Annotated in this window: 29 protein-coding genes; 18 read left to right on the top strand and 11 right to left on the bottom strand. The window is 63.9% G+C overall.

Going from position 1 to position 24,934, the window contains the following annotated elements; translation table 11 throughout:
• Positions 1 to 515, top strand: a 515-nt coding sequence (locus GWG67_RS37175) for a GyrI-like domain-containing protein (RefSeq protein ID WP_275174630.1), incomplete at its 5' end; no start/stop codon positions are given.
• A gap of 5 nt (positions 516 to 520) precedes the next feature.
• On the top strand, positions 521 to 1,237 hold the full coding sequence (locus tag GWG67_RS37170) for an SIMPL domain-containing protein (RefSeq protein ID WP_275174629.1): 717 nt from the start codon (positions 521 to 523) through the stop codon (positions 1,235 to 1,237).
• A gap of 193 nt (positions 1,238 to 1,430) precedes the next feature.
• On the opposite strand, the gene GWG67_RS37165 is transcribed toward GWG67_RS37170, so the two are convergent.
• The gene (locus GWG67_RS37165) at positions 1,431 to 2,495 is read right to left on the bottom strand and encodes an MBL fold metallo-hydrolase (RefSeq protein WP_275174628.1); all 1,065 of its coding nucleotides are present in this window, start codon (positions 2,493 to 2,495) and stop codon (positions 1,431 to 1,433) included.
• Positions 2,496 to 2,941: 446 nt separating this feature from the next.
• Here GWG67_RS37165 and ffh point away from each other — a divergent pair, with 446 nt between their 5' ends.
• The 7 genes from ffh to GWG67_RS37130 all read left to right on the top strand — a co-directional run bounded on the left by ffh (position 2,942) and on the right by GWG67_RS37130 (position 8,888).
• Entirely contained in the window at positions 2,942 to 4,489 is a 1,548-nt protein-coding gene (gene ffh, locus GWG67_RS37160; protein WP_027514978.1) for a signal recognition particle protein, read from the top strand.
• 86 nt (positions 4,490 to 4,575) lie between these two features.
• Positions 4,576 to 4,908 carry a 30S ribosomal protein S16 gene (gene rpsP, locus GWG67_RS37155; RefSeq protein WP_007598827.1) on the top strand — a complete coding sequence of 111 codons (333 nt, stop codon included), beginning with the start codon at positions 4,576 to 4,578 and terminating at the stop codon, positions 4,906 to 4,908.
• A 9-nt stretch (positions 4,909 to 4,917) separates the two neighbouring features.
• Entirely contained in the window at positions 4,918 to 5,484 is a 567-nt protein-coding gene (gene rimM, locus GWG67_RS37150; RefSeq protein ID WP_275174627.1) for a ribosome maturation factor RimM, read from the top strand.
• A gap of 117 nt (positions 5,485 to 5,601) precedes the next feature.
• Positions 5,602 to 6,357: a tRNA (guanosine(37)-N1)-methyltransferase TrmD gene (gene trmD, locus GWG67_RS37145; RefSeq protein WP_275174626.1), complete on the top strand. Its 756-nt coding sequence runs from the start codon at positions 5,602 to 5,604 to the stop codon at positions 6,355 to 6,357.
• Positions 6,358 to 6,467: 110 nt separating this feature from the next.
• Complete coding sequence (rplS, locus tag GWG67_RS37140; protein ID WP_275174625.1) at positions 6,468 to 6,851, top strand: 50S ribosomal protein L19; 384 nt, start codon at positions 6,468 to 6,470, stop codon at positions 6,849 to 6,851.
• 325 nt (positions 6,852 to 7,176) lie between these two features.
• Positions 7,177 to 8,583 (top strand): 3-isopropylmalate dehydratase large subunit, encoded by a 1,407-nt coding sequence (gene leuC / locus GWG67_RS37135; protein WP_275174624.1) that lies wholly within the window; start codon positions 7,177 to 7,179, stop codon positions 8,581 to 8,583.
• Between the two features lie 95 nt (positions 8,584 to 8,678).
• The gene (locus tag GWG67_RS37130; protein WP_275174623.1) at positions 8,679 to 8,888 is read left to right on the top strand and encodes a hypothetical protein; all 210 of its coding nucleotides are present in this window, start codon (positions 8,679 to 8,681) and stop codon (positions 8,886 to 8,888) included.
• A 124-nt stretch (positions 8,889 to 9,012) separates the two neighbouring features.
• Here the strand turns inward: GWG67_RS37130 and GWG67_RS37125 are convergent, their stop codons facing one another.
• The 3 genes from GWG67_RS37125 to GWG67_RS37115 form a co-directional block, all read right to left on the bottom strand.
• Positions 9,013 to 9,561, bottom strand: a complete 549-nt coding sequence (locus tag GWG67_RS37125; protein ID WP_275174622.1) for a hypothetical protein — start codon at positions 9,559 to 9,561, stop codon at positions 9,013 to 9,015.
• A gap of 152 nt (positions 9,562 to 9,713) precedes the next feature.
• The gene (locus tag GWG67_RS37120; RefSeq protein WP_275174621.1) at positions 9,714 to 9,974 is read right to left on the bottom strand and encodes a hypothetical protein; all 261 of its coding nucleotides are present in this window, start codon (positions 9,972 to 9,974) and stop codon (positions 9,714 to 9,716) included.
• Between the two features lie 42 nt (positions 9,975 to 10,016).
• A complete protein-coding gene (locus tag GWG67_RS37115) occupies positions 10,017 to 10,298 on the bottom strand; it encodes a hypothetical protein (RefSeq protein WP_275174631.1) in 282 nt (93 codons plus the stop codon).
• A 155-nt stretch (positions 10,299 to 10,453) separates the two neighbouring features.
• Here GWG67_RS37115 and GWG67_RS37110 point away from each other — a divergent pair, with 155 nt between their 5' ends.
• The 4 genes from GWG67_RS37110 to GWG67_RS37095 all read left to right on the top strand — a co-directional run bounded on the left by GWG67_RS37110 (position 10,454) and on the right by GWG67_RS37095 (position 13,130).
• On the top strand, positions 10,454 to 10,855 hold the full coding sequence (locus tag GWG67_RS37110) for a metallopeptidase family protein (protein WP_275174620.1): 402 nt from the start codon (positions 10,454 to 10,456) through the stop codon (positions 10,853 to 10,855).
• Between the two features lie 89 nt (positions 10,856 to 10,944).
• Positions 10,945 to 11,550: a 3-isopropylmalate dehydratase small subunit gene (gene leuD, locus GWG67_RS37105; RefSeq protein ID WP_018459795.1), complete on the top strand. Its 606-nt coding sequence runs from the start codon at positions 10,945 to 10,947 to the stop codon at positions 11,548 to 11,550.
• An 81-nt stretch (positions 11,551 to 11,631) separates the two neighbouring features.
• Positions 11,632 to 12,417 carry a hypothetical protein gene (locus GWG67_RS37100; RefSeq protein WP_275174619.1) on the top strand — a complete coding sequence of 262 codons (786 nt, stop codon included), beginning with the start codon at positions 11,632 to 11,634 and terminating at the stop codon, positions 12,415 to 12,417.
• Positions 12,418 to 12,710: 293 nt separating this feature from the next.
• On the top strand, positions 12,711 to 13,130 hold the full coding sequence (locus GWG67_RS37095; RefSeq protein ID WP_275174618.1) for a hypothetical protein: 420 nt from the start codon (positions 12,711 to 12,713) through the stop codon (positions 13,128 to 13,130).
• A 7-nt stretch (positions 13,131 to 13,137) separates the two neighbouring features.
• Here GWG67_RS37095 and GWG67_RS37090 read toward each other — a convergent pair whose 3' ends face one another.
• Both GWG67_RS37090 and GWG67_RS37085 read right to left on the bottom strand, forming a co-directional pair.
• Entirely contained in the window at positions 13,138 to 13,902 is a 765-nt protein-coding gene (locus GWG67_RS37090; RefSeq protein WP_275174617.1) for an N-acyl homoserine lactonase family protein, read from the bottom strand.
• 11 nt (positions 13,903 to 13,913) lie between these two features.
• Entirely contained in the window at positions 13,914 to 14,807 is an 894-nt protein-coding gene (locus GWG67_RS37085; RefSeq protein ID WP_275174616.1) for an AraC family transcriptional regulator, read from the bottom strand.
• Between the two features lie 190 nt (positions 14,808 to 14,997).
• Here GWG67_RS37085 and GWG67_RS37080 point away from each other — a divergent pair, with 190 nt between their 5' ends.
• Entirely contained in the window at positions 14,998 to 15,753 is a 756-nt protein-coding gene (locus GWG67_RS37080; RefSeq protein WP_275174615.1) for an SDR family NAD(P)-dependent oxidoreductase, read from the top strand.
• Between the two features lie 182 nt (positions 15,754 to 15,935).
• Here the strand turns inward: GWG67_RS37080 and GWG67_RS37075 are convergent, their stop codons facing one another.
• The gene (locus GWG67_RS37075) at positions 15,936 to 17,612 is read right to left on the bottom strand and encodes a PAS domain-containing methyl-accepting chemotaxis protein (RefSeq protein WP_275174614.1); all 1,677 of its coding nucleotides are present in this window, start codon (positions 17,610 to 17,612) and stop codon (positions 15,936 to 15,938) included.
• A gap of 474 nt (positions 17,613 to 18,086) precedes the next feature.
• Positions 18,087 to 18,245, bottom strand: a complete 159-nt coding sequence (locus tag GWG67_RS37070) for a hypothetical protein (RefSeq protein ID WP_275174613.1) — start codon at positions 18,243 to 18,245, stop codon at positions 18,087 to 18,089.
• Positions 18,246 to 18,260: 15 nt separating this feature from the next.
• On the opposite strand from GWG67_RS37070, the gene GWG67_RS37065 reads away from it, so the two are divergent.
• A complete protein-coding gene (locus tag GWG67_RS37065; protein WP_275174612.1) occupies positions 18,261 to 19,085 on the top strand; it encodes an AraC family transcriptional regulator in 825 nt (274 codons plus the stop codon).
• Positions 19,086 to 19,140: 55 nt separating this feature from the next.
• Here GWG67_RS37065 and GWG67_RS37060 read toward each other — a convergent pair whose 3' ends face one another.
• Positions 19,141 to 20,022 (bottom strand): CoA ester lyase, encoded by an 882-nt coding sequence (locus tag GWG67_RS37060; protein WP_275174611.1) that lies wholly within the window; start codon positions 20,020 to 20,022, stop codon positions 19,141 to 19,143.
• 110 nt (positions 20,023 to 20,132) lie between these two features.
• On the opposite strand from GWG67_RS37060, the gene GWG67_RS37055 reads away from it, so the two are divergent.
• Positions 20,133 to 20,777, top strand: a complete 645-nt coding sequence (locus tag GWG67_RS37055; RefSeq protein ID WP_275174610.1) for a carbonic anhydrase — start codon at positions 20,133 to 20,135, stop codon at positions 20,775 to 20,777.
• 126 nt (positions 20,778 to 20,903) lie between these two features.
• Here the strand turns inward: GWG67_RS37055 and GWG67_RS37050 are convergent, their stop codons facing one another.
• Complete coding sequence (locus GWG67_RS37050) at positions 20,904 to 21,938, bottom strand: aspartate-semialdehyde dehydrogenase (RefSeq protein WP_275174609.1); 1,035 nt, start codon at positions 21,936 to 21,938, stop codon at positions 20,904 to 20,906.
• A gap of 116 nt (positions 21,939 to 22,054) precedes the next feature.
• Between GWG67_RS37050 and GWG67_RS37045 the strand changes: the two genes are divergently transcribed.
• Both GWG67_RS37045 and GWG67_RS37040 read left to right on the top strand, forming a co-directional pair.
• Entirely contained in the window at positions 22,055 to 22,843 is a 789-nt protein-coding gene (locus GWG67_RS37045) for a hypothetical protein (protein WP_275174608.1), read from the top strand.
• Between the two features lie 156 nt (positions 22,844 to 22,999).
• A complete protein-coding gene (locus GWG67_RS37040) occupies positions 23,000 to 23,386 on the top strand; it encodes a hypothetical protein (protein WP_275174607.1) in 387 nt (128 codons plus the stop codon).
• A gap of 149 nt (positions 23,387 to 23,535) precedes the next feature.
• On the opposite strand, the gene leuB is transcribed toward GWG67_RS37040, so the two are convergent.
• Positions 23,536 to 24,648, bottom strand: a complete 1,113-nt coding sequence (gene leuB / locus GWG67_RS37035) for a 3-isopropylmalate dehydrogenase (protein WP_085348446.1) — start codon at positions 24,646 to 24,648, stop codon at positions 23,536 to 23,538.
• Positions 24,649 to 24,934 lie beyond the last annotated feature (286 nt).

Raw genomic sequence — 24,934 nt, 5'->3', positions numbered from 1 at the left:
GCCCCGCCGCCCCGCCACCCGCTGCGGCCGCGACGCCGGCTCCCGTCCAGACCGCCGATCCCTTCGGCCAGGAGACCACGCTCGAGCCCAAGAAGGTCGTGATGGTCAAGGGCACTGCCAATTGGGACTCGGCCTTCGACACGCTGATCGACGCCTTCAAGGCGCTGAACACGCTTCTGGACAAGCAGGGCATCAAGCCCGCCGGCAATGCGATGATCGTCTACACCTCGACCGACGATACCGGCTTCACCTTCCTTGCCGAGATCCCGGTCGAGCAGGACCCGAAGAACCTGCCCAAGGACATGAGCGTCGGTAAATCGCCCGAGGGCAAGGCGCTGAAATTCGTCCATCGCGGCTCCTACGACAACATGGACAACACCTACGAGGCGATCACCAATCACCTCGACGACAAGAAGCTGGAAGCCAAGGACACCTTCATCGAGGAATACCTCACCGATCCCCTGAAGACTGCCGAGGACAAGCTCGTGATCAATGTTTTCGTGCCGCTGAAGTGAGACCGATGAAAAAGCCTGCCATCCTTTTGACCTCCCTTGTTACGTCCTTTGCCGCCGCGCTGCTGGCAACGCCTGCGCTCGCCGACGATTTTCCGTCGGCGATTTCGGTGAGCGGCGAAGCCACGATCTCCGCCGCGCCTGATCTCGCGCAGATCGACGCCGGCGTCGCCAACGACGCGAAGTCTGCCAAGGAAGCTTCCGACGCCAACAACGCCGCGATGGGCAAGGTGCTGCTGGCGCTGAAGGGCGCAGGCATTGACGAGAAGGATTACCAGACCTCGCGGCTGTCGCTGCAGCCGCAATACGGCCAGAACAAATCCACCGGCGCCTCGCCCGTGGTCGGCTTCCGCGCCTCTAACCGCGTCACCGTGAAGATCCGCGACGTGACCAAGGTCGCCGCTATCATCGACACGCTGGTCGGCGCCGGCGCCAACGATATCGGCAACATCTCCTTCGAGGTGACGCAGGCCTCGAAACTGCTCGACGATGCCCGCGAGAAGGCTGTCGCAGACGCCCGCCGCAAAGCGGAGATCTACGCCAAGGCCACCGGCGTCACGCTCGGCGCGCCGCTCAGCGTGTCCGAAGGCGGCGCCCCGATGCCGCTGTTCAAGGGACGCATGGCCGCAGCTCCGATGGCCGCACCGCAGGCCGCGGTCGCGCCGGGCGAGGAAACGCTGGCGGTGACGGTGAATGTGAGTTGGGCGATCAAGGCGGGGCCCTAGGCCGTACGAGGCACACTGCCAGCCACCACAACGGTGTCGTCCCGGCGCAGGCCGGGACCCATAACCACAGGGAGTGGTTGTGACGCGACACAGGTAACTCAGAATCTTCGCCAAGCTTCTCCCTGCGGCTATGGGTCCCGGATCTGCGCTCCGCTTGTCCGGGACGACAGCGGAGATAAATCGCACGGAGGCGTCAGATCTCCACCACCTGCCCAGGCTTCATTGCCACGAACCGCTCCTGTGGAACCTTCGCGGCATCGAGCGCCTCGACCAGCGCCTTCGCCGGCGCATCGATTGCTTCATCGGTGAGCTGAAACGTGCCGTGGTGATGCCCGAGTGCTTCCTGCGCGCCGCAATCCGTCAGCGCCTTCACCGCGTCTTCCGGGTTCATGTGCTGATCACGCATGAACCAGCGCGGCTCGTAGGCGCCGATCGGGAGGATCGCCAGGCGCAACGGCCCATGCTTCTCGGCGACGCGGCGGAAATGCCCGCCATCGCCATAGCCGGAATCGCAGACGACGTAGATTTTCCCCGCGGGCGTCTCCAGCACGAAACTTGCCCATAGCGCCTTGTTGCGATCGAACATGCCGCGCGCCGACCAGTGCCGGGTCGGCACCAGGGTCACGGCGATCCCACCGCCGAGCTCGACGCGATCGTGCCAGTCGAACGCGTCCACCTTGATTGTCGCATCGGTGCTGCGCATCGTGACGTCGTTGCCGAGCGGGGTCACCACACGCGGGGCAAAATTCTTGGCGAGCCGCGATAACGTCGCCATGTCGAGATGATCGTAATGGCCGTGCGAGACCAGCACGATATCGATCTTCGGCAAACGATCGAAGGCAATGCCGGGATCGTTGTGCCGCTTCGGCCCGGCAAAGCTGACGGGTGAGACCCGCGTCGACCAGACGGGATCGACGAGGATGTTGAGGCCGCCGGTCTGGATCAGCCAGCTGGCGTGGCCGACGAAGGAGAGCCGCACCTTGTCGCCGCCGACGCGGTCCGGCGGGGTGTCGGCATGAGGGCTCGGCGCCCAGTCCGGCCAGGTCGCGCGCTGCCGCTTGCCGCCGAATTGCCAGCGCAGGACCTCACGAAGCGATTTCGGCGGCGCGCCGTCCGGATCGAAGAAGTTCAGGCCGTCGAAATGGTCGGAGACCGGGCCGTCATAGGTTTTCATGCGGGACATCCAAAGAGAGGGCACGCCGACCAATGCGCTGGCACCGACGAGCAGTCCGAAAAGGCGGCGGCGGGTGATCGGCACGGATCTGGCTTCAGGGATGGTCGAAGGGGCAGGACATCACCGCTATATGGGCGGGGCCTGCGGAAAAGGAACCCGCCGCCGGAAAGTTCATCTTTTCAAGGCTTTGCCTTCCAAAGCGGCCCCGGCCACCCTAACTTTCCTTGACTTTCGGGCGGCCGCGGCGTTTAACCCGGCCACTTTCTCGGAAAGGCTTTCTTTTCGACCCGCCCACTGGCCTCAGAGGCCAGAGGCCAACGCCCGACAGCGCGATGCGCCCTCGGGCGTAAAGGTGTTTGGAAGATCGCTTCGTGAAGGTGTCATCCCCCCGCGAAGGCGGGGGATCCAGTATTCCAGAGGCAGCTCGGCTTGAGCCGACGCGCCGCGGCGTACTGGATGCCCCGGTCAAGCCGGGGCATGACGACGGTGAATACGGCAACCCTGCGTAGGCAGGACAAGGGACAACGGCATTGTTCGACAATCTGTCGGAACGGCTTGGCGGCATTCTCGATCGTCTGACGGGGCGCGGTGCGCTGACCGAAAAGGACGTCGACGCCGCGATGCGCGAGGTGCGCCGTGCGCTGCTGGAAGCCGACGTCGCGCTCGAAGTGGTGCGCAGCTTCACCGAGCGGGTCCGCGAGCAGGCGATCGGCGCTACCGTCGTCAAGTCGGTGACGCCAGGCCAGATGGTGGTCAAGATCGTCCATGACGAGCTGATCAACACGCTCGGCGCCGAAAGCCAGACCATCGATATCAATTCCGTGCCGCCGGTGCCGATCATGATGGTCGGCCTGCAAGGCTCCGGCAAAACCACCACCACCGCCAAGCTCGCCCGTCGCATGGTCCAGCGCGACAAGCGCAAGGTGCTGATGGCCTCGCTCGACATCTACCGTCCCGCGGCGATGGAGCAGCTGGCCGTCCTGGGCCGCGATCTCGACATTCCGACGCTGCCGATCGTCGCAGGCCAGCAGCCGGCGCAGATCGCGAAGCGCGCGCTGGAGGCCGGCAAGCTCGGCGGCTACGACGTCGTGCTGCTCGACACCGCCGGCCGCACCACGCTCGACGAAGAGATGATGGCCGAAGCAGCGGCGATCAAAGCCGCCGCCAATCCGCATGAAGTGCTGCTGGTGGCAGACAGCCTCACCGGCCAGGACGCCGTCAATCTCGCCCGCGCCTTCGACGAGCGCGTCGGCCTCACCGGCATCGTGCTGACCCGCGTCGACGGCGACGGCCGCGGCGGCGCCGCGCTGTCGATGCGTGCAGTGACAGGCAAGCCGATCAAGCTGCTCGGCACCGGTGAAAAGACCGATGCGCTGGAGGATTTCCATCCCGACCGTATCGCCGGCCGCATCCTCGGCATGGGCGACGTGGTGTCGCTGGTCGAACGCGCTGCCGCCAACATCGATGCCGAAAAGGCCGCACGCACCGCCGAGCGGATGCGCAAGGGTCAGTTCGACCTCAACGACATGCGCGAGCAGCTGTCGCAGATGGCCAATATGGGCGGCATCAGCGGGCTGATGGGCATGATGCCCGGCATCGCCAAGATGAAGAACCAGATCGCGGCCGCCGGCATCGACGACAAGATCTTGAAGCGCCAGGTCGCGGTGATCGATTCCATGACGCGCGACGAGCGCCGTCATCCCGATCTGCTCAAGGCCAGCCGCAAGAAGCGCATCGCCGCAGGTTCCGGCCAGAGCGTCGAGCAGGTCAACAAGCTGCTCAAGATGCACCGGAACATGGCCGATATGATGAAGGCCATGGGCTCGGGCAAGCGCGGTCCGCTCGCCGGCATTGCGCAGGCGATGGGCTTTGGCGGCGGCATGAAGCCGCCTTCGCCGGAAGAGATGAAGGCGCTGCAGGAGAAGATGCAGGGTGGCGGCGGACAAGGTCTGCCCAGCCTGCCGAAGGATTTGCCGCCCGGGCTGCGCCAGGGTCTGCCGAACGTTCCGGGCCTGACCGGGCTGAGCGGCAAGCCGATGCTGCCGGGCCTCGGCGGTTTCCCGGGCAAGAAGAAATGAGGAATTCGTCGCGGGAGATCGCAAGGGTCTCGCGCAACGCGGAATACCAATCAACCGAACAAAACGTACTTTGAAGGAGAGCTTAGATGTCCGTCGTTATCCGCCTCGCTCGTGCAGGCACCAAAAAGCGCCCCGTCTATCACGTCGTCGTCGCCGATTCGCGCTTTCCCCGCGATGGTCGCTTCATCGAGCGTCTCGGCTATTTCAATCCGCTGCTGCCGAAGGACAACGAGACCCGTCTGAAGCTCGACATGGACAAGGTGAAGGCCTGGCTCGCCAAGGGCGCGCAGCCGTCCGACCGCGTGTCCCGCTTCCTCGACGCCGCCGGCGTCAAGAAGCGCGAAGTGCGCAACAACCCCGAGAAGGCCGTGCCGCGCAAGGAGCGCAAGGCGCAGGCCGAAGCCGCCGCGAAGGGTTAAGGCCAGATTATGCCGGCGCTGGTCTGCGTCGCGCGGATCGGCGCCGCGCATGGCGTGCGCGGCGCCGTCAAGCTGTGGACCTTTACCGAAGATCCATTTGCCGTGCGGACTTACGGTCTGCTCTCGTCCAAGGACGGCAAGCGCCAGTTCGAGGTCGCAACGGCGCGCGCGGCCAAGGATCATCTGGTTGCGACGTTCAAGGGCGTCACGACCCGCGATGAGGCCGAGCGCCTCAACGGCATCGAGCTTTACGTCGCGCGCGAAAAGCTGCCCGCGACGGACGAGGGCGAATATTACCACACCGATCTGATCGGCCTCGCCGCCGTCACCACGGCGGGCGATGCGCTCGGCCGCGTGCTCGCGATCCACAATTTCGGCGCCGGCGACATCATCGAGATCGCGCCGCCCAAGGGCACCACGATGCTGCTGCCATTCACGGACGCGGTGGTGCCGGAAGTCGACATCGCCGGCGGACGCGTCGTGATCGCGCTGCCGGAGGAGATCGAGGGTGAGGATCCCTCCCTGGGTCGTCCCGGCCTAGTGCGCAACTTGCGCACGGGGGGCCGGGACCCATAACCACAGGCCAGAATTTTTAGCTAAGCTGATCGCTCCAGCCGTCGCAAAACGAAATGCGGTGGTTATGGGTCCCGGATCTGCGCTCCGCTTGTCCGGGACGACAATAACTGAGATCCGATGACCAATCCCTCACCCTGGCGCGCGACCGTGCTGACGCTGTTTCCGGAGATGTTTCCGGGGCCGCTGGGCGTGAGCCTGGCCGGCCGGGCGCTGGCTGGCGGGCTCTGGGAGCTGGAGGCGCGGGACATCCGGGCCTCGGCCACCGACCGCCATCGCAGTGTCGATGACACCCCGGCCGGCGGTGGGCCGGGGATGGTGCTTCGGGCCGATGTTCTGGCGGCCGCCATCGATGCCGCCGGGATCGGCCCGGACCGGCCGAAACTGCTGATGAGCCCGAGGGGTCGGCCATTGACCCAGGCCCGCGTCCTGGAACTGGCCAAGGGCCCGGGTCCCCTGATCGTCTGCGGGCGGTTCGAGGGGGTGGACCAGCGCGTGATCGACGGGCGGGGCCTGGAGGAGGTCTCGATCGGGGATTACGTCCTCTCCGGCGGTGAAATCGCGGCCCTGGCCCTGATCGACGCCTGCGTCCGGCTATTGCCGGGCGTGATGGGAAAGGAAGCCTCGGGAACCGAGGAAAGCTTCTCCGACGGCCTGCTCGAATACCCCCAATACACGCGGCCGCAGCTGTTCGAGGAGGTTCCGATCCCGGAGATTCTGACCTCCGGTGACCATGCCAAAGTCGCCAGCTGGCGGCGGGCGGAATCCGAGGCTCTGACGGCGGCACGGCGACCGGATTTGTGGGCCCAGATCCCGAGCAAAGTCCCGAATCGGGCCGGACGCCAAAAAACGCCAAAAAACAAGACAGACGGGTGACAAACGCTCCGGCTTGCCTTATAGCAGCGGCCACATCCGCAATGGCTGGATAAACGAATTTCGCGCAGCCCCCGTTTTCCAAGGCTGGGCGCGCCGATGGAGATTTACCCATGAACCTGATCCAACAGCTCGAAAAAGAGCAATTCGACAAGCTCTCCGCCAGCAAGGAGATCCCGGAGTTCGGCCCCGGCGATACCGTGATCGTCAACGTGAAGGTCGTCGAAGGCGACCGCACCCGCGTGCAGGCCTATGAAGGCGTCTGCATCGGCCGTTCCGGCGGCGGCCTCAACGAGAGCTTCACGGTGCGCAAGATTTCGTACGGCGAAGGCGTGGAGCGCGTGTTCCCGGTGATGTCGCCGATGATCGACTCGATCAAGGTGGTGCGCCGCGGCAAGGTGCGTCGCGCCAAGCTCTATTATCTCCGCAATCTTCGCGGCAAGTCGGCCCGCATCGTCGAGAAGAAGCAGGACCGTCCGGCTGCCGTCAACGAGTAAGCTCCGCTTACAGGCGAGTTACCGAGAGCGCGGGGCCAAACCCCGCGCTTTTTTGTTGCGTCAGTCGTGCGCGTCAAAGCCCTCGCGATTCCAATTCGGCCTGCTATATATTCTTGGAATGTTTCCAGATTTGACCAGCCCCTCGCCCGTCAAGCGCGTCGTCATCGACGATCGCTCGCGGCTGCCCGGCCGGTTCTTCGGACGCTTCGCGACCTCGGCAACGTCAGAGCTTACGCGCGCAGCCTAAAAGCTGCGCTGACGATTTTGTTGCCCCGCGCGCCAGCCGCGCAACCCGCTCTACACAACATTCCTGGAGCTGATGCTCATGTCCAAGCCGACCACATTGTACGACAAGATCTGGAACGACCATCTGGTGCACGAAGCCGAGGACGGCACCTGCCTGCTCTATATCGATCGCCATCTGGTGCACGAGGTCACTTCACCGCAGGCGTTCGAAGGCCTGCGCGCCACCGGCCGCAAGGTCCACGCGCCGGAGAAGACGCTGGCCGTCGTCGATCACAACGTGCCGACCACGGACCGCACCAAGCCGAACCCCGACCCTGAAAGCATCGAGCAGATCAAGGCACTGGCCGACAACGCCAAGGAATTCGGCATCGAATATTACGACGAGTTCGACAAGCGTCAGGGCGTCGTCCACGTCATCGGACCCGAGCAGGGATTTACGCTGCCCGGCACCACCATCGTCTGCGGTGACAGCCACACCTCGACGCATGGTGCGTTCGGCGCGCTCGCGCACGGCATCGGCACCTCGGAAGTCGAGCACGTGCTGGCGACGCAGACGCTGATCCAGAAGAAGGCAAAGAACATGCGCGTCACCGTCGACGGCAAATTGCCGGATGGCGTGACGGGCAAGGACATCATCCTCGCGATCATCGGCGAGATCGGCACCGCGGGAGGCACCGGCTACGTGCTCGAATACGCCGGCGACGCGATCCGTGCGCTCAGCATGGAAGGCCGCATGACGGTCTGCAACATGTCGATCGAAGGTGGCGCGCGCGCCGGCCTGGTCGCGCCGGACCAGAAGGCGTTCGACTTTCTGCGCGATCGTCCGAAGGCGCCGAAGGGCGCGGATTGGGACGCGGCGATGCGTTACTGGGAGAAGTTGCGCTCCGACGAAGGCGCGCATTTCGACCACGAGCTGCGGCTCGATGCAGCGAAGCTGCCGCCGATCGTGACCTGGGGCACTTCGCCCGAGGACGTCATCTCGGTCACCGGCAGCGTGCCCGATCCCGACAAGATCGCCGACGAGGCCAAGCGCCTGTCGAAGCACCGCGCGCTGAAATATATGGGCCTGACCGCGGGAACGAAGATCACCGATATCAAGCTCGACCGCATCTTCATCGGTTCCTGCACCAACGGCCGGATCGAGGATCTGCGCGCCGCCGCCAAGATCGCGGAAGGCAAGCAGGTCGCAGGCGGCGTCAACGCCATGGTCGTGCCGGGCTCCGGCCTCGTGAAGGAGCAGGCCGAGGCTGAAGGTCTGGACAAGATCTTCATCAAGGCCGGCTTCGAATGGCGCGAGCCCGGTTGCTCGATGTGCCTCGCGATGAACCCGGACAAGCTGGCTCCGGAGGAGCGATGCGCCTCGACCTCGAATCGCAATTTCGAGGGCCGCCAGGGCTTCAAGGGCCGCACCCATCTGGTGTCGCCGGCGATGGCGGCAGCCGCGGCGATCGCGGGTCACTTCGTCGACATCAGGGAGTGGCGGTAAGCTGCTCGCTGCAATTTGAGCGATCGCGGCAAACCGCCGTTAATCGCCAGCGCCGACACTGCGTCCTCGCGAGGGTTTCGCGAGGACACGAGCTCATGGCCGGCAAACCTGAATATGTCGATCTGATCAGCGCGGCGACGCCCCAGCATCGGCGGCGCGCGGCACCGCTGCGGATGATCGCCAGGCCCGAGGTCGAGGAGGCCTCGAAGCTCAGCCGCTGGCCGCCGGCGATGTTCAAGCAGTGGAAGCTGGAGAACCTCACGCGCTGGACGTCGGCGACGTGGAAACTGAAGGATTGGCTGTAGGCCACATCCTCCGTCATGCCCGGGCTTGTCCCGGGCATCCACGAACTTTCTGCACAAGCCCAGAGAACGTGGATGGTCGGGACAAGCCCGGCCATGACGCGTGCGGAGCTAGCAGCAGCTCACATCACCAATAGCGGTACGGATGGTGCCAGCGATGCCAGCGGCAGACGCGGCGCGGGCCGTAATAGGTCCAGATGACCCGGCAGCGGCGCGGATGGCTGTAATAGGGATAGTAGCCGCCATAGTAGCGCCGGTGGAAATGGCGATGGCCGTAATAGGCGGGGCGATAGATGCCGTAGCGATGGAATCCGCCTCCGCCATAGTGGCGAACTCCGCCGTAGCGATAGCCGCCGCCATGAAAGGCGGGCGCGGCGCGGAAGCCACCACCGTGGAAACCACCGCTGCGGAAGCCACCGATATGTCCTCCGCCACCGTGGAAGCCGCCTCCGCCGTGGAAGCCGCCGCCGTGTCCACCACCGCCATGTCCGCCGCCACCGTGGCGAACCGGGATCATGTCGTCGCTTGCGGCCTTTGCCGCCGGCAACGCCGTCGGATTGATTGGAGTCATGGCTTCAGCAGGACGCGTGGTCCCGGCCGACAGCATCAGCGTCGCGGCGGTCGCAATTCCGAGCAAGCGCATCGGGCTTGCCTTGAGACCCAATATCCTCAGCATCGACTTCTCCCTGAATCTGGACAGCGGAGTTGCGACGCTCGCTCCCGGCGCGCGTCATCCCTGTTCATTGGCGGTCGCTCCCAAGATTAAATTAGGGACAGCGACGTGAATGCCTCATGAATGAACGAGGAGCCCGGTGTCGTGCCGCGATGTCACCACCACGGCCCGAAGCCCAGCACGAACGGTGCGGGCACGCCGTAAGGATAAGGGCGGTAGTAGACAGGCCGCGCGTAGTAATGCGGATCAGGACGCGGAGCGTATCGCACGACGTCGGACCGCACATGTCGGCGCCCGTCGAACACCGCGCGCCCGGCCGACGCATCGGGCAGCTTCGTCACCCTGTGCGCAGCGGACGCGTGAGGCAGGCCTGCGGCAAGCCCGACGGCAACCGCCAATGCGAACCATCTCGTCATGACGACCTCCGCCTCAGGCGCGCGACGGGCACGGCGTTCGTATCAGCCCCGGCGCCAGTAGCAGCTCATGTGCGGCACGATCACCGTGCCGCTCGGCCGAAATTCCTGCACATAGGTTGCGTTGCACTCGCGGACCGCATCGGGACCGGGATTGTAGCGCGGATAGACGCCGTCCGGAGTGTAATAGGGCGTGACGCGCAGGCGCGCCGGGGGCCGCTTGCGCGGCGCCGGGAGATCGTCTCGCGAGGCTGCCTGGGCCAGCCTGATCCCGGGAGCCGCGGTCTGGGCCTCCGCGCCAACGCAAAACTGCGAAAACAACCCCATGCACAGTAGCGTCAGCGCTGTTTTCGCTCGCATTTTTCCGCCCATTTGAACGTCCACTTCGAGGCCCTACGCTCCCCGTTTTGACGGCGCCCGTCAACCTCGCCGCGCTTATAAAGCCGGATGCATCGCCGCGAAACCCACGCTATGAGAAGCCCATGTGGACGGAATTGAAAGCGCCCTCGCTGGCCGAGATGGAAGCGATGGCGCACGAAGTGTTCGAACGCCTGCCGGCGGGGTTTCGTAGGCTGTGCGAGGGCGTGATCATCCGCGTCGACGACTTCCCCACCGAGGAGGTCCTGGACGAGATGGCATGCGAGAGCGAGTTCGACCTGCTCGGCCTGTTCCAGGGCGTCGGCCTGCCGCAGCAGAGTTTCGGCGACGTGGCGCGGCTGCCCAACATGGTCTGGCTCTACCGCCGGCCGATCCTGGATTACTGGGCCGAGCACGACGAGAGCCTCGGCCATATCGTCCGCCACGTCCTGATCCACGAGATCGGCCATCATTTCGGCCTCTCGGACGACGATATGGCCGCGATCGAGGCTCAAGAGCCCGGCTAGACAGACGAGACCTGCCGAATTCGGCCTAGGATTTCGGCCCCGATCGCGATAAATACCGGTTCCCTAGACCATCCCGGGAAAGCGCAACCATGGACAAGTTCACCACGCTGGAAGGCGTCGCGGCGCCGCTGAAGATCATCAATGTCGATACCGACATGATCATTCCGAAGCAGTACCTCAAGACCATCAAGCGCACCGGCCTTGGCAAGGGGCTCTTCTCCGAGCAGCGCTACAAGGACGACGGCAGCGAGAATCCTGATTTCGTCCTCAACCAGCCCGCCTATCGCAATGCGAAGGTGCTGGTCGCCGGCGACAATTTCGGCTGCGGCTCGAGCCGCGAGCACGCGCCCTGGGCGCTGCTCGACTTCGGCATCCGCTGCGTGATCTCGACCTCGTTCGGCGACATCTTCTACAACAACTGCTTCAAGAACGGCATTCTGCCGATCCGCGTTGCCCAGGAAGACCTCGACAAGCTGTTCGACGACGCCGAGCGCGGCGCCAACGCGACGCTGACGATCGACCTGCCGAACCAGGAGATCCGCGGTCCCGACGGCGGCAAGGTCAAGTTCGAGATCGACCCGTTCCGCAAGCACTGCCTGATCAACGGCCTCGACGACATCGGCCTGACGATGGAGAAGAAGGCCTCGATCGACACCTATGAGGACAAGCTCAAGCGCGAACGCGCCTGGGCCTGAGGTTGATCTGAGTTTCGAGCCCCGGTGCTGACAGCGCCGGGGCTTTTTCTTTGCCAGCGTTGTCCTCTATAGCTTGCGCCCATGTTGCCTGACATCGTCACCTTCTGGCACGGCCCAATGGATGCCCTGCGCCGGACCTGTCTGCGCTCGCAGCTGGCTGCCGGCCACAAGGTCACGGTCTACAGCTTCGACACCATTCCCGGCCTGCCCGCAGGCATCGCGAATGCGGATGCCGAGGCGATCCTGCCGCATGCGTTCTCCGAACGATTGCGACCGCCGCAGCCGGACGGCAGCTGGCGCGACTGGACCACGCTTCAGTTCAGCGACTTCTTCCGCATGAAGCTGATGGCGAAGGGCCTCGGCCTCTGGCTCGATGCAGACGTGCTGCTGCTCAGGCCGGTCGAGATCGATCCGGCAAAGCCCTACTTCGCGTGGGAGCGGCCACGCCAGCTCGGCAACTCCGTGATTTACCTTCCGACCGAACACGGCATCGTTGCCGCCTTCGAAGAGCTGATGGAGCAGGAGGAGCTGACGCCGAACTGGCTGTCGTTGCGCCATCGCGTCACGTTTGCGATGCGCCGCCTGCGCGGCGGCTCGAACCGCCTCTCCGACATCCGCGTCGCGATCTTCGGGCCGGCGGCACTCACCGCGCTCGCGCGCCGGACCGGCGAGCTGCAAAACGCACTGCCGAAGCAATCGTTCTACGCCGTGCATGCCGAGCCAAAACTGTTCTTCGATCCCTCAAGCTATCTCGGCCTCGTCACCGACCGCGACATCATCGGCCTGCACATCTCGCCCAAGGGCCGCGGCGGCGAGAAGCCGATCCCGGGCAGCCTGTATGCGTGGGCGGCGGAGCGGTTCGGGTAACTCTCCCCTGTGCCCTGGGGAAACCGCATAGAAACTTCGTAAAAGGTCGTCATGCCCGGGCTTGTCCCGGGCATCCACGTTCTTCGCGCTATCCGGTAAGGCGTGGATGGCCGGGTCAAGCCCGGCCATGACGATGTCGAAGGAATTGCGCCTGACAGGCGATCACGTTGCACCCGTCGCCGACACGCTGCAGCGCGTCCGGGCCACGAGAGTTGTGTTTGATCCAGCGCAACGCGCAGCTGCACCATTGTGCCTAGTCTCGCTCCAATTCCGCCGTTCGAATGGAGCTTCGCATGAGCACCGCAACCAGGCCTTATCCCATTGTCCAGGACCTCATCGAGTCCTTTGCAAGCTGGCTGAAGCATCGCCGCGAGCTGAACGAGATCCGGCAGCTCGACCGGGCCGATTTCGACCGGATCGCGCAAGACTTGCGGATCGCGCCTGACGATCTGGAGGAGCTGGTCCGTCACGGCAAGCACTCCGCCGACGAGCTGCCGAAGATGCTCGAGCAGCTCGGCATCAGCGCCGAAGGGCTCGGCCGCGCGCATCCGCTGCTGCTGCGCGACATGGAGCGGGTGTGCGCACTTTGCAGCCACAAGGGCCAGTGCGATCGCGAGCTGGCCGACGGCACCGCCGTGGAGAACTACCACGGCTTCTGCGCCAATGCCTCGACGCTGGAATCGCTCGATCGTGCCGCAATCATGCCGCGGTGACGCGCCCTTACACGATCCAGTCTGGCGCGTGAGGCAGCTCGTCGCTCTCAGCCGCATCGTGATTGATCCAGATCTCGGCATTCTCGGAGCGAAGCAGCTCGACCACTTTGGCCATGGACGCGACCGTTGCCTGCGGGTCGGCATTGAAGGACGGCACGCGCATGTGCCGGAGGTTCTCGCGATTGTGCGCGACGTCGCCGCTCAGCAGCACGGCGCCGCGCCGCGGTAGCCTCACCATCAGCGAGCAATGCCCGAGAGTATGGCCCGGCGTGAAGATCATGCGCACAGCGCCGTCGTCGAATACGTCGTGGTCACCATCGACGATCTCGTAAGGCCGCTCCTTCAACGATTTGTAGTGCTGTAGTGAGTAGCCGAATTCTTCAGGCTCCGGTCCGAACATGGCCTCGAATTCAGCCCGCTGAGCGATCCATGTTGCATTCTCGAACAGATCGACATTTCCGATATGATCGAAATGCGCGTGGGAAAGCAGGATCGTGCTGATATCGCGGGACCTCACCCCGATTTCGTCCAATTGATCCGCGATGGGACGACGCACGATGCCATGGGCGATGATGCGTCCTTCGGGATGCTTCGATAGCTCATCCTCGATTCCCGCATCCCAGATCAGCCATTCGCCACGATGACTGACGAGATAGGCATTGCAGCTCAACGTCATGGGGACGCCGACATTGACGCCCGGAGAATAGATCGAACCGTCCGAGACCTGCGCAATGCCGCCGTCGAGGATGTAGAGTCTGTCAACCGTCGCCATTGGGGAACTCATCAAGCCGCCGATTCAATCCGCCGCTTCGCCTCGCGCATGTCGCGCCCAGGCGGCATGCCGAACAGCCGGGAATATTCTCGCGTGAACTGCGTGATGCTTTCGTAGCCGACCTGATGAGCCGCGGTCGCGATCTGCGCACCGTCAGCCAGCATCGCGCGGCGGGCTTCGATCAGGCGAAGCTGTTTCTGAAACTGTAGCGGAGTCAGCGAAGTGACGCTCCGGAAGTGCGCGTGAAATGCCGATGGGCTCATCGCCGCGGCCCTGGCCAATCGATCGACGCGCAACGGCTTGGCATAGCCGGCACGAATGAGCGCAACCGCGCGGCCGATCCGCTGTGCATGGCTATCGGCAATTCCGAGCGCCCTGATGGCTCCACCGTGGCGGCCGGCCAACAGCCAATAATGAAGCTCTCGCATCAGCTGGCCGCGCAAGATCGGCAAAGCCGAGGGACGGTCGATCAGGCGCAACAGCCGGAGCGCTGCGTCCGCGAGTTCCTGCTCCGTCGGCTCGACTCGCAGCGGCCGGGACGGAATGAACGGGAGCGAACCCATCTCGACCACCAGCCCCTCGATGATTGTGGGGTCGAGCTCGACGACGAGCGAAAGATAAGGCGCGGCCGCCGTCGCGCGCGTGATCTGGCTGACCGTCGGCACATCACTCGCAATCAACAAGGAATCGCCTGCACCGAAGTCGAAGGACGTCCGGCCGGTCGCCACACGTTTGGCGCCTTGCAAGACGAGTGCGACCAGAGGCCTGGAGATCGCGTACAGGAGCGCACTCGGCGCGGTCTCGCGGATGATCGAGACGCCGACGAAGGGCGTGTTGGCGATGCCCTTGTCGTCGGCGTGAGCCGCGGAATAACGACTGGCGATCTGGAGCAGCGTTTCGGTCACGCGCCAATTTTAGGCCGAGCCCGGCGCCCAAGCAATCGGCACCGGCCGTTCAGGCAGAAAATCAGGAGTTTTGGGCAAGTCTGGCCGTCGCCGCCCCGGAGTGTTGGGCAAGACACTCCGAGGATCCGGCAACACCGGACGATCGATCGCGGGCAAACGGAGATCACCGCAACGCTTCGAGGAATTTCCGATGCCCACCATTTCTCTCGTCACCGGCGCCAGCCGCGGCCTTGGCCGCAACACCGCCATCGCCGTCGCGCGTCACGGCGGCGATGTGATCGTGACCTATCGCAGCGGGGCCGCCGCAGCACGCGACGTCGTCGCAGAAATCGAAGTGCTCGGCCGCAAGGCCGTCGCGCTGGAGCTTGACGTCACTGCCGTGTCGAGCTTTCCCGCGTTCGTCACAAAAGTTCGATCCGCGTTGGCGGGGCATTGGCGCGCCGAGAGATTCGATCACCTCGTCAACAATGCCGGCCAGGGCGAGATGGCTGCAATCGCAGAGACGACGGAGCAACAATTCGACGCCCTGTTCGCCACGCACGTCAAAGGACCATTCTTCCTGACGCAGGCCTTGCTACCCTTGCTCGCCGACCAGGGCCGGATCATCAACTTCTCGAGCGGGCTGACGCGCGTCTCGTTTCCGGGATTTTCCGCCTACGCGGCTGCGAAGGGCGCGATTGAGGTTCTGACCGTCTACATGGCCAAGGAATTTGGTGGACGCGGCATCACGGCCAACGTCGTTGCGCCGGGCGCGATCGAAACCGATTTTCTCGGCGGCGCGGTTCGGGACATGCCGGATTTGAACAACCAATTTGCGCAGATGACCGCACTGGGCCGCGTCGGTTTGCCCGACGATATCGGACCGATGGTCGCGAGCCTGCTCGGTCCCGACAATCGTTGGGTCACGGCGCAGCGGATCGAGGTGTCCGGCGGCCAGACGATCTAAGCGAGGCGCGATTGGGCTAAGAAGCGGGCGCGTCCCCGGCGCGCCGCTGCGGCCCGCAGCATCGCCTTTTGATTCCCGCACGGCTACTGCGCCGATGCGTCGACATTGGACTCGCTCGATCGTGCCGACCATGCCGGCCTTGCAAATCCCGTAGCAGACCGTCAACGCGGTCTGCGCGAAGATCATGCACCAGCGGCCATCGCGGCGGCTTCCGCTGCCGCGCGCTGCATGCTGGTCGACATCTCGTTCGTCACCGTGCTTTGCTCTTCGATTGCCGCGGCCGTCGACGTCACATATTCGCTGACGTTGTTGATAGCCGTTTTGATCGAAGCCAAGGCGGTGACGACGTCGCCGGAGATGCCGTTGAGGCTGCCGATCTCGGCACCGATCTTGTCGGTCGCCTGCTTGGCCTGGTTGGCGAGGCTCTTGACTTCCGAGGCGACCACCGCGAAACCGCGACCGGCTTCGCCGGCGCGGGCGGATTCGATGGTCGCGTTAAGTGCCAGGAGGTTGATCTGCCCGGTGATGTTGTTGATGAGCTCGACGATCCCGCTCATCGCCAGCGCCGCTTCAGTGAGGCGCTGGGCCTGGGCGTCGGCGGCGGCGACCTGATCGACCGCGCTCATCGCGGTCTCGCGCGATTTGGTCATGGCCTCGGAGATCTCCCGCACCGACGCGTTCAGCTCCTCCGATCCGGCGGCGACCGATTCCATCATACCGCGGACGCGCTCGTTGCCCATGCGGACCAGCACCTGCTTCGTGACGTCGGTCGCATATTTCACGACCTTGAACGGCTTGCCGTTGAGATCCATGATCGGGTTGTACGAGGCCTGGATGTAGACCTCTTTGCCGCCCTTGCCGATGCGCTTGTATTCGGCCGCCTGGTACTGACCGCGGTTGAGCGCCGCCCAGAACTCGCGATAGCCATTGCTATCGCGCTCCGACGGCTCGACAAACATGCCGTGATGCTTGCCCTTGATCTCGGCCAACGAGTACCCGAGCGCGCTCAGGAAGTTGGCATTCGCGGTGATGATCGAGCCGTCCATGTTAAACTCGATCACCGCCTGCGCCTTCTCGATCGCCGCGATCTGACCGGCGAGATCGGCGGTCTTCAGCTTCTCGGCAGTGACGTCGGTGGCGAACTTGACGACGCCGAACGGCTTGCCATTCTCGTCGAGCAATGGATTGTAGTAGGCGAGGATCCAGACCTCGCGGCCGCCCTTGCCGATGCGCTTGAACTCGCCAGCCTGGTATTCGCCCCGGTTGAGCTTGGCCCAGAACTCGCGATAGGTCGCGCCGTCGCGCTCAGTCTGTGGCACGAACAGGCTGTGATGCTTGCCCTGGATCTCTGCGAGCGAATAGCCAAGCGCGTTGCAGAAATTCTCGTTCGCGGTGACAATGGTGCCATCGAGTGTGAACTCGATCACGGCCTGCGCACGGCTGATGCCGGCGATCTTGGAAGCGTCCGCCATGCTGCGGATCTTCTTCCCGGTGATGTCGGTCGCAATCTTGGCGACCCTCACCGTCTTGCCGTTGCCGTCGAGCACCGGATTGTAGGACGCTTCGATCCAGACCTCGCGGCCGCCCTTCGCGATGCGCTTGACCTCGCGCGCCTGATACTCGCCATGGTTCAATGCGGCCCAGAACGCCTTGTACTCGGCGCTATCGCGCTGGTCGGCGGGAACGAACATGGCATGCTTCTTTCCCTTGATCTCGTCGAGGGAGTAGCCGAGGGCGTAGAGAAAATTCTTGTTAGCCGTGATGATCGTCCCATCAAGATTGAATTCGATCATGGCTTGCGACCGGCCGATTGCCTCAATCTGAGCTTGTGCATCGACGCGGGATTTACGACCGAACATTTCATCGCTCCGAAATTGATGGCCCGTTTGCAGCGCGTGGGCTTGCAAGCGATCGCAGAATTCATGATCTCGCTCGGAATCTCACGAGGACCGACCGTTCGTCGGCTCCGCGACCCAGCACATGAACGAGCTATACGAATCGAATTATCAGAGTATTTGTCCGATCGAAGACACAATGGCCGGATTCCGCCAACGCGATTAGCCGGACAGAAACTTCCCGACCTTTGTTGACTCGCCGAACAGGCCATCGGCTTTGAATTGCGAACAAAGGCCTAAAGATCGTGATCGATAGACGGCAATGCGGCCGGCAATGATCGATCACGAGTCCGTGGTCCCGAGGATCAGGTATGCGTATGGGGATCGGACAATTGGTCGCAGCCGACATGAGCGCGTTCATGCCTCCTCGAGTGATCCAGTCACGTCCGACAGCCGTTTCATTCAGTCTCGCATTGGCAGCGCCGGGGAGGCGATACGCTAGTCTCTGCGGGGAGGAATTCTGATTTGGGCGGCGTCTCTTATCTCGACCGGTATCCTTTGCTTCAGTCGCGCGACAGCGAGTTCGCGCGCGACCGCCTGTTCGCCGAATATGGCGCCGACCGCTTCGACAAGCACGGCGGCGAGTTCGGTATCCACGCCAATTTTGCTCGCTTGCAATCGATCGGCCTCGCGTTCTGCGGCTACGACGGTGCGGCGTCGCTCTCCTTTCCAGTATCGCAGATTCTCCGCCAGTTCTTCTCCATCCAGGGAGCTGCGAGCTTCAGGACCAATGGGAGCAGCGAGCTGATTGAGGCCTTCAGTCCGATCATCTCCGGAGACGCCAGGCTGGATCTCGAGTTTGCGCCGGGCTATCGCCAATTGGTGCTGAGGATCGATGCCGGCGCACTCGAGCGGTTGCTCAAGACAATCCTGGGCGATGATAGCGACACGGAGCTGCGTTTCGCCCCGGGCGAAGCTGATCCGTCGGTGATGACTCATGTTCGTCAGGACGTCTTTAGATTCGCGGAGGAGTTGGACAGGTTCGGCCAGGATTACTCCCCCATAGCCATCGGCGAACTTGAGCGGGCGCTGATGGTTCGAATCCTTCTGGCGCACCGGCACAATTTCACTGACCGGTTTCAGGGCCCGGCACCGGGCGCCAACCGATCCGTCATCGACATCGTCGAATCCTATATCGAGGCTCATTGGGACGAACCAATCGATCTGGAGAAGATTGCCGCAATCGCCAACGTCAGCGTGCGGACGATTTATCGGGAATTCTCCCTGGCGGGGCGGGGATCACCGGGTCAGTTCGCGCGGCGCTTCCGGCTGCAGCGGGCGACGGAGCTCTTGCGACATCCCGATGAGCAGACCAGCGTGGTTGCCGTCGCGTTCAAATGTGGCTTCCAGAATCTTGGGCGCTTTGCATCGGAATATCGGCGAGCGGTCGGTGAGCTGCCATCCGAAACCCTAAAGAATGCGAGACGAAGGCAGTGACGCGACGACCCAGTTCCTGAATTCGCAGCAAAGCGCTGTCGCAAGCGGCGAACCCTCAACCCTTGCCCATCGCCGCAATCGCATCCGCGATCTCGATCGTGCGCCGCGCCATGCCGGCGTGCAGCCGCTCCACCATGGCGCCGTCGAGACGGATCGCGCCGCGCGAGACGTTCTCCGGCAATTCGAACGCGGCGATGATCTTTCGGGCGCGCGCGACTTCCTCTTCGGGCGGGGTGAAGATCGCGTTGCAGGCTTCGATCTGCGCGGGATGGATCAGCGTCTTGCCGTCAAAACCGAGATCGCGGCCTTGCGCGCATTCGGTGGCGAAACCGTCGGAGTTGGCGATGTCGCTGTAGGGGCCGTCGAGGATTTCGAGGCCATGGGCGCGCGTTGCCAGGATGCAATGGGTGATCATCGGGATCATCGCCGCGCGGCCCGGCAGCATCTTGATGCGCGTCTCGCGCGAGATGTCGTTCGGGCCGAACACGAAGCCTGACAGGCGCCTCTTGGGATCGCGCCCCGCGGCCGCCAGCTCTTCGGCATGCAGCACCGCGCGCGCGGTCTCGATCATGGCCCAGACTTTTACGCTCGGCGCCGCGCCGAGCTCGGCGAGACGGCGGCCAATCGTGTCGAGGTCCTCGACGCTTGAAACCTTTGGAACCAGGATGCCGTCCGGCGAGGCCTTCGCCGCCATCGCGACATCGTCGGCCCACCACGGCGTGTCGAGACCGTTGGTCCGGATCAGGATCTCGCGCTTGCCGAACCCTTTGGCGGCGATCGCGGCGGCGATGCCGTCGCGCGCCACGGCCTTGGCATCGGGCGCGACGGAATCTTCCAGATCAAGGATCAGGCCGTCGGCGGCGAGATTACGCGCCTTTTCCAGCGCGCGGGGGTTGGAGCCGGGCATGAACAGATGGCTGCGGCGCGGGCGGGTCATGCAAGCGTTCCTTCCGTTTCCTCGTCTCACTTCCGACCGAAGCGGATAGCATCTGGCCTGCCTATTCGAAAGGCTTGTTCGCCCCAGCGGTATATGATTAGGCATAGGCCATGACCACATTCCCAGAGCATTTGCTGGAAGGCTACAAGGCCTTCGCCACCCAGCGGCTGCCGACCGAGCAGACCCGCTACCGCGAGCTGTCGGTGAAGGGGCAGTTCCCTGAAGTGATGGTGATCGGCTGCTGCGATAGCCGCGTCTCGCCCGAAGTGATCTTCGACGTCGGGCCGGGCGAACTCTTCGTGGTCCGCAACATCGCCAATCTGGTGCCGGTGTACCAACCCGACGGCAACGCGCATGGCGTCTCGGCGGCGCTGGAATATGCCGTGACGGTGCTGAAGGTGAAGCACATCGTGGTGCTCGGGCACGCGCAGTGCGGCGGAATCCGCGCCTTCGTCGACAAGATCGAGCCGCTCACGCCGGGCGACTTCATCGGCAAATGGATGCAGATGTTCATCAAGCCGGGCGAGGTGGTCGAGCAGCGCGACCACGAGACCATGGCGCAATTCGTCGAGCGCATCGAAAAGGCCGCGGTGTTCCGCAGCCTGGAAAACCTGATGACCTTCCCTTTCGTGCAGAAGGCGGTCGAGAGCGGCCAGATGCAGACCCACGGCGCCTATTTCGGCGTCGCGGAGGGATCGCTGTTCGTACTGGACAAGGACGCGAAGGAATTCAGGAACGCGCGAAGCGTGGCGTAGGCCTGTCTCCACTCGGCTTGAATTCGTAGGGTGGGCAAAGCGTAGCGTGCCCACCACTTCTATCGCGATCGTGGAGAGATGGTGGGCACGGCGCTTCGCGCCTTTGCCCACCCTACGGCAGCGGAGTTACGCCGCCTTCTTCTTCGCGCTGATCAGCTTGCGGTTGATCAGGACTTCCGCGATCTGGATCGCATTGAGCGCGGCGCCCTTGCGTAGATTGTCCGACACGCACCACAGCACGAGACCGTTCTCCACCGTCGCGTCCTCGCGGATGCGGCTGATATAGGTGGCGTCCTCGCCGGCGGCTTCATACGGCGTGGCGTAGCCGCCGGGTTCATGCTTGTCGATGACGAGGCAACCCGGCGCCTTGCGCAGGATGTCGCGCGCTTCGTCCACGCTGATCGGATTCTCGAACTCGATGTTAACGGCCTCGGAATGGCCGACGAAAACCGGCACGCGAACGCAGGTCGCGGAGAGCTTGATCTTGGGATCAAGAATCTTCTTGGTCTCCGCCATCATCTTCCACTCTTCCTTGGTGTAGCCGTCCTCCATGAAGACGTCGATCTGGGGAATGACGTTGAAGGCGATGCGCGCGGGAAACTTGTTATTGACCAGCTCCTGATTGGTGTAGACGGCCTTGGTCTGCGAGAACAATTCGTCCATCGCATCCTTGCCGGCGCCCGATACCGATTGATAGGTCGAGACCACGACGCGCTTGATCGTCGCCTTGTCGTGCAGCGGCTTGAGCGCGACCACGAGCTGCGCGGTCGAGCAGTTCGGGTTGGCGATGATGTTCTTCTTTTTGAAGCCCGCGGTGGCGTCCGCATTCACTTCCGGCACGATTAACGGGACGTCCGGATCCATGCGCCAAGCCGAGGAATTGTCGATCACGACCGTGCCGGCGGCGCCGATCTTCGGCGACCATTCCTTCGACACCTCGCCGCCGGCCGACATCAGGCAGATGTCGACGTCGGAGAAGTCGTAATGCTCGAGCGCTTTGACCTTCAGCGTGCGGTCGCCGTAGGAGACCTCGACGCCCATGCTGCGGCGTGACGCCAGGGCCACGACCTCGTCCGCTGGGAATTTGCGCTCATCGAGGATGTTGAGCATTTCCCGTCCGACATTGCCGGTCGCGCCGACGACTGCGACTTTGTAACCCATCGTTCACTCTCCGACGAAAAAGCTCGTTCCTGAAGCTGAGGCTTAAACAGGAAGAGCAGCGCTTCTATGCGAGAACCGGCCTCAAGACAACGTTGGACCATGCCTTAGGGACGTGGATGCAGTCGCCCGAGGCCAGCACGGCCGCAAACCCCACCCAGATCCATCTGGCGCTTGCAGCCTTCGCCGACGAGGTCGTCGGCACGCTGGCACGCCTGTTCGCCTATGTGGGGGCTTTGGTGCTGTTTGCCATCCTCGGCCTGTCGGCACTCGGCCAGCTGCCAAACTTGCGCGACGACGAGCCGGCGCTGAAGCCGGGCTGGAGTGTGGCCGACCGGTCGCCTCCGGCCTTCGCCCTCAGCCGGCTCGATTCGTCAGAAAAGACAGCCTCTTACACCATCCTCAGGCACCCCGAAGGCGGCCGCAGGGACGTGATGCGCTGGGCGAGCGAGGCGGACGAGGCCGTGGCCGAGCTCGAGATTTACCGGGAAGGCGGCGAATTCGACGTGGCGCGTCCGGCAGCGATGGACCTGACCGTCCGGATGGGACTGGGCACCGCGCCCCCGCTGGAGCAAGCCGGCCTGATCGACACCAAGTTCGGCCCGGTCGCCCTGTTCCGGCCGAGCGGCACCGCGGAGGGCGCGCGAGCCTGCCTCGGCTACCTCAAGCGCAGCGAGGAGCCGGCGCTCCAGATCTCCGGATTTTCCTGCCAGGGCGACAGCCTGCCCGCCCGGCGCGCGGCGATCGCCTGCACGCTGAATCGGCTGACGCTGCTGACCTCGGGCAACGAGCCGAAGCTGGCCGAATTGTTCGCCCATGCGGAGCTGAAGCGCCGTCCCTGCGCACCGCCGGGCTCGTCGGACTGGCTGCTCGGCGCCGCCAATGCGCAATTGCGCGGCGCGCTTTGACCGGCATCAAGCTCAAGTGGCTGTATCCATGCAACTTTTGCCGGCGCGCACGATTATTCAGCGCTGGTGTGACCCAATAGACCTAGTTGCAGCCGCCCCGGCCGGGTTAGTATGAGGGTGAAATTGATTGGCGGCTTGCCGCCTGAAGGGGACGTGATGAGCTCGAATTTCTCTGCCGCGAACAAACTGGCGATGTGGCTTGCGGCCGGCGCCGTGGTTGCCATGTCCTCAGCCTTCGCGACACCCGCCTCGGCCGATACCAAGAAGCAGCGCTATGACAACGGCCGTCCCTATTACGGTCCGAGCGGCCCCAACGCGACCTATCAGCAGGGCCGCACCCGCATCTATGTGAGCAAGCGCTCCTGGCTCGACGGCGGCACCGAGGTCAATCCGGGCGACCGCAAGTTCTCCGACTACGCCTTCCCGCCGGCGGTGGGCTACCCGACCTTCGCGCGCGAAAATCTCAACCGCCCGATCGATCGCCAGCCGCTGAGCACGCCGCAGGATGTTGGCGGCTATCCGCAGAATTTCCCGCTGTACTGAGGCGGACATATCGACCGAAGCAAAATGGCCGGGCTTACGCCCGGCCATTTTTGTTTGTCGTGTAGCCCGGATGGAGCGAAGCGCAATCCGGGATTTTCAACGCGCGGCAAGAAACCCGGATTTCGCTTCGCTCCATCCGGGCTACGGCTCTAGGCGTGCAGCTTCTGCAATTCCTTCAGGATCGCTTCGCCCATCTGCGTGGTCGAGGCGGCAGTGGTGCCTTCCGACTTGATGTCGGCGGTGCGCAGGCCGCTGGCCAGCACCGCGGCGATCGCGGCGTCGACCTTGTCGGCGAGCGCGCCCATGTCGAAGGAGTAACGCAGCGCCATGCCGAAGGACGAGATCATCGCGATCGGATTGGCGAGGCCCTGGCCTGCGATATCAGGCGCCGAACCGTGCACGGGCTCGTACAGCGCCTTGCGCTTCTTGCTCTTGACGTCGACCTCGCCGAGCGAGGCCGAGGGCAGCATGCCGAGCGATCCCGTCAGCATCGCAGCGATGTCGGACAGCATGTCGCCGAATAGATTGTCGGTGACGATGACGTCGAACTGCTTCGGCCATTTCACCAGCATCATGCCGCCGGAATCGGCGAGCTGATGCTCGAGCGTGACGTCGGGATATTCGCGCTTGTGGACCTGGGTCATGACCTCGTTCCAGAGCACGCCCGATTTCATGACGTTGCGCTTCTCCATCGACGTCACCTTGTTCTTGCGCTTCTTCGCAAGCTCGAAGGCGACGCGGCCGATGCGCTCGATTTCATAGGTGTCGTAGACCTGGGTATCGATGGCGCGCTTCTGGCCGTTGCCGAGATCGGTGATGGTCTTGGGCTCGCCGAAATAGACGCCGCCGGTGAGCTCGCGCACGATCATGATGTCGAGGCCCTCGACCGCCTCGCGCTTCAGGCTCGAGGCCTCCGCCAGCGCCGGATAGCACACGGCAGGACGGAGGTTGGCGAACAGACCGAGGTCCTTGCGCAGACGCAGCAGGCCGGCTTCGGGGCGCACCTCGTAGGGCACCGCGTCCCACTTGGGACCGCCGACCGCGCCGAAGATGATCGCGTCGGCGTCCTTGGCCTTGGCCATGTCGCCTTCCGAGATCGACACCTTGTGCGCGTCATAGGCCGAACCGCCGACGAGGCCGGTGTCGGTCTCGAACTTGGCGATGCCCGCCGAATTGAGCCAGTCGATCAGCCGCTTCACCTCGCCCATCACCTCGGGGCCGATACCGTCGCCGGGAAGCAGCAGCAGTTTGTGGGTCGCCATGGTCGTTCTTCCTCCGTTTCGTCATGGCCGGCATAGCCGGCCAAAGGACGGCGTCACTTCCGCTCGCCTATGTCCCGGCCATTCACGTCCCTGCTTATGGCGCGAAGAACGTGGATGCCCGGCACAAGGCCGGGCATGACGGCATCTCGTGAATTTCGGCCGGAGTGCTAGAGCGGCGTTGCGTGCTTGGCAAGACACCATTGCCGCTTCGGTTCTGTGCAAGGCGGGCAGGGCCTGCCACACTGCGCATGCCGGAGTACCCCCTTGCACGCGCCTGACTTCCCCC

The organism is Bradyrhizobium sp. CSS354, from assembly GCF_029051725.1.
Taxonomy (GTDB): Bacteria; Pseudomonadota; Alphaproteobacteria; order Rhizobiales; family Xanthobacteraceae; genus Bradyrhizobium.
Note: the sequence above shows the minus strand (reverse complement) of the source record. Positions and strands in the feature narration are given on the sequence as shown.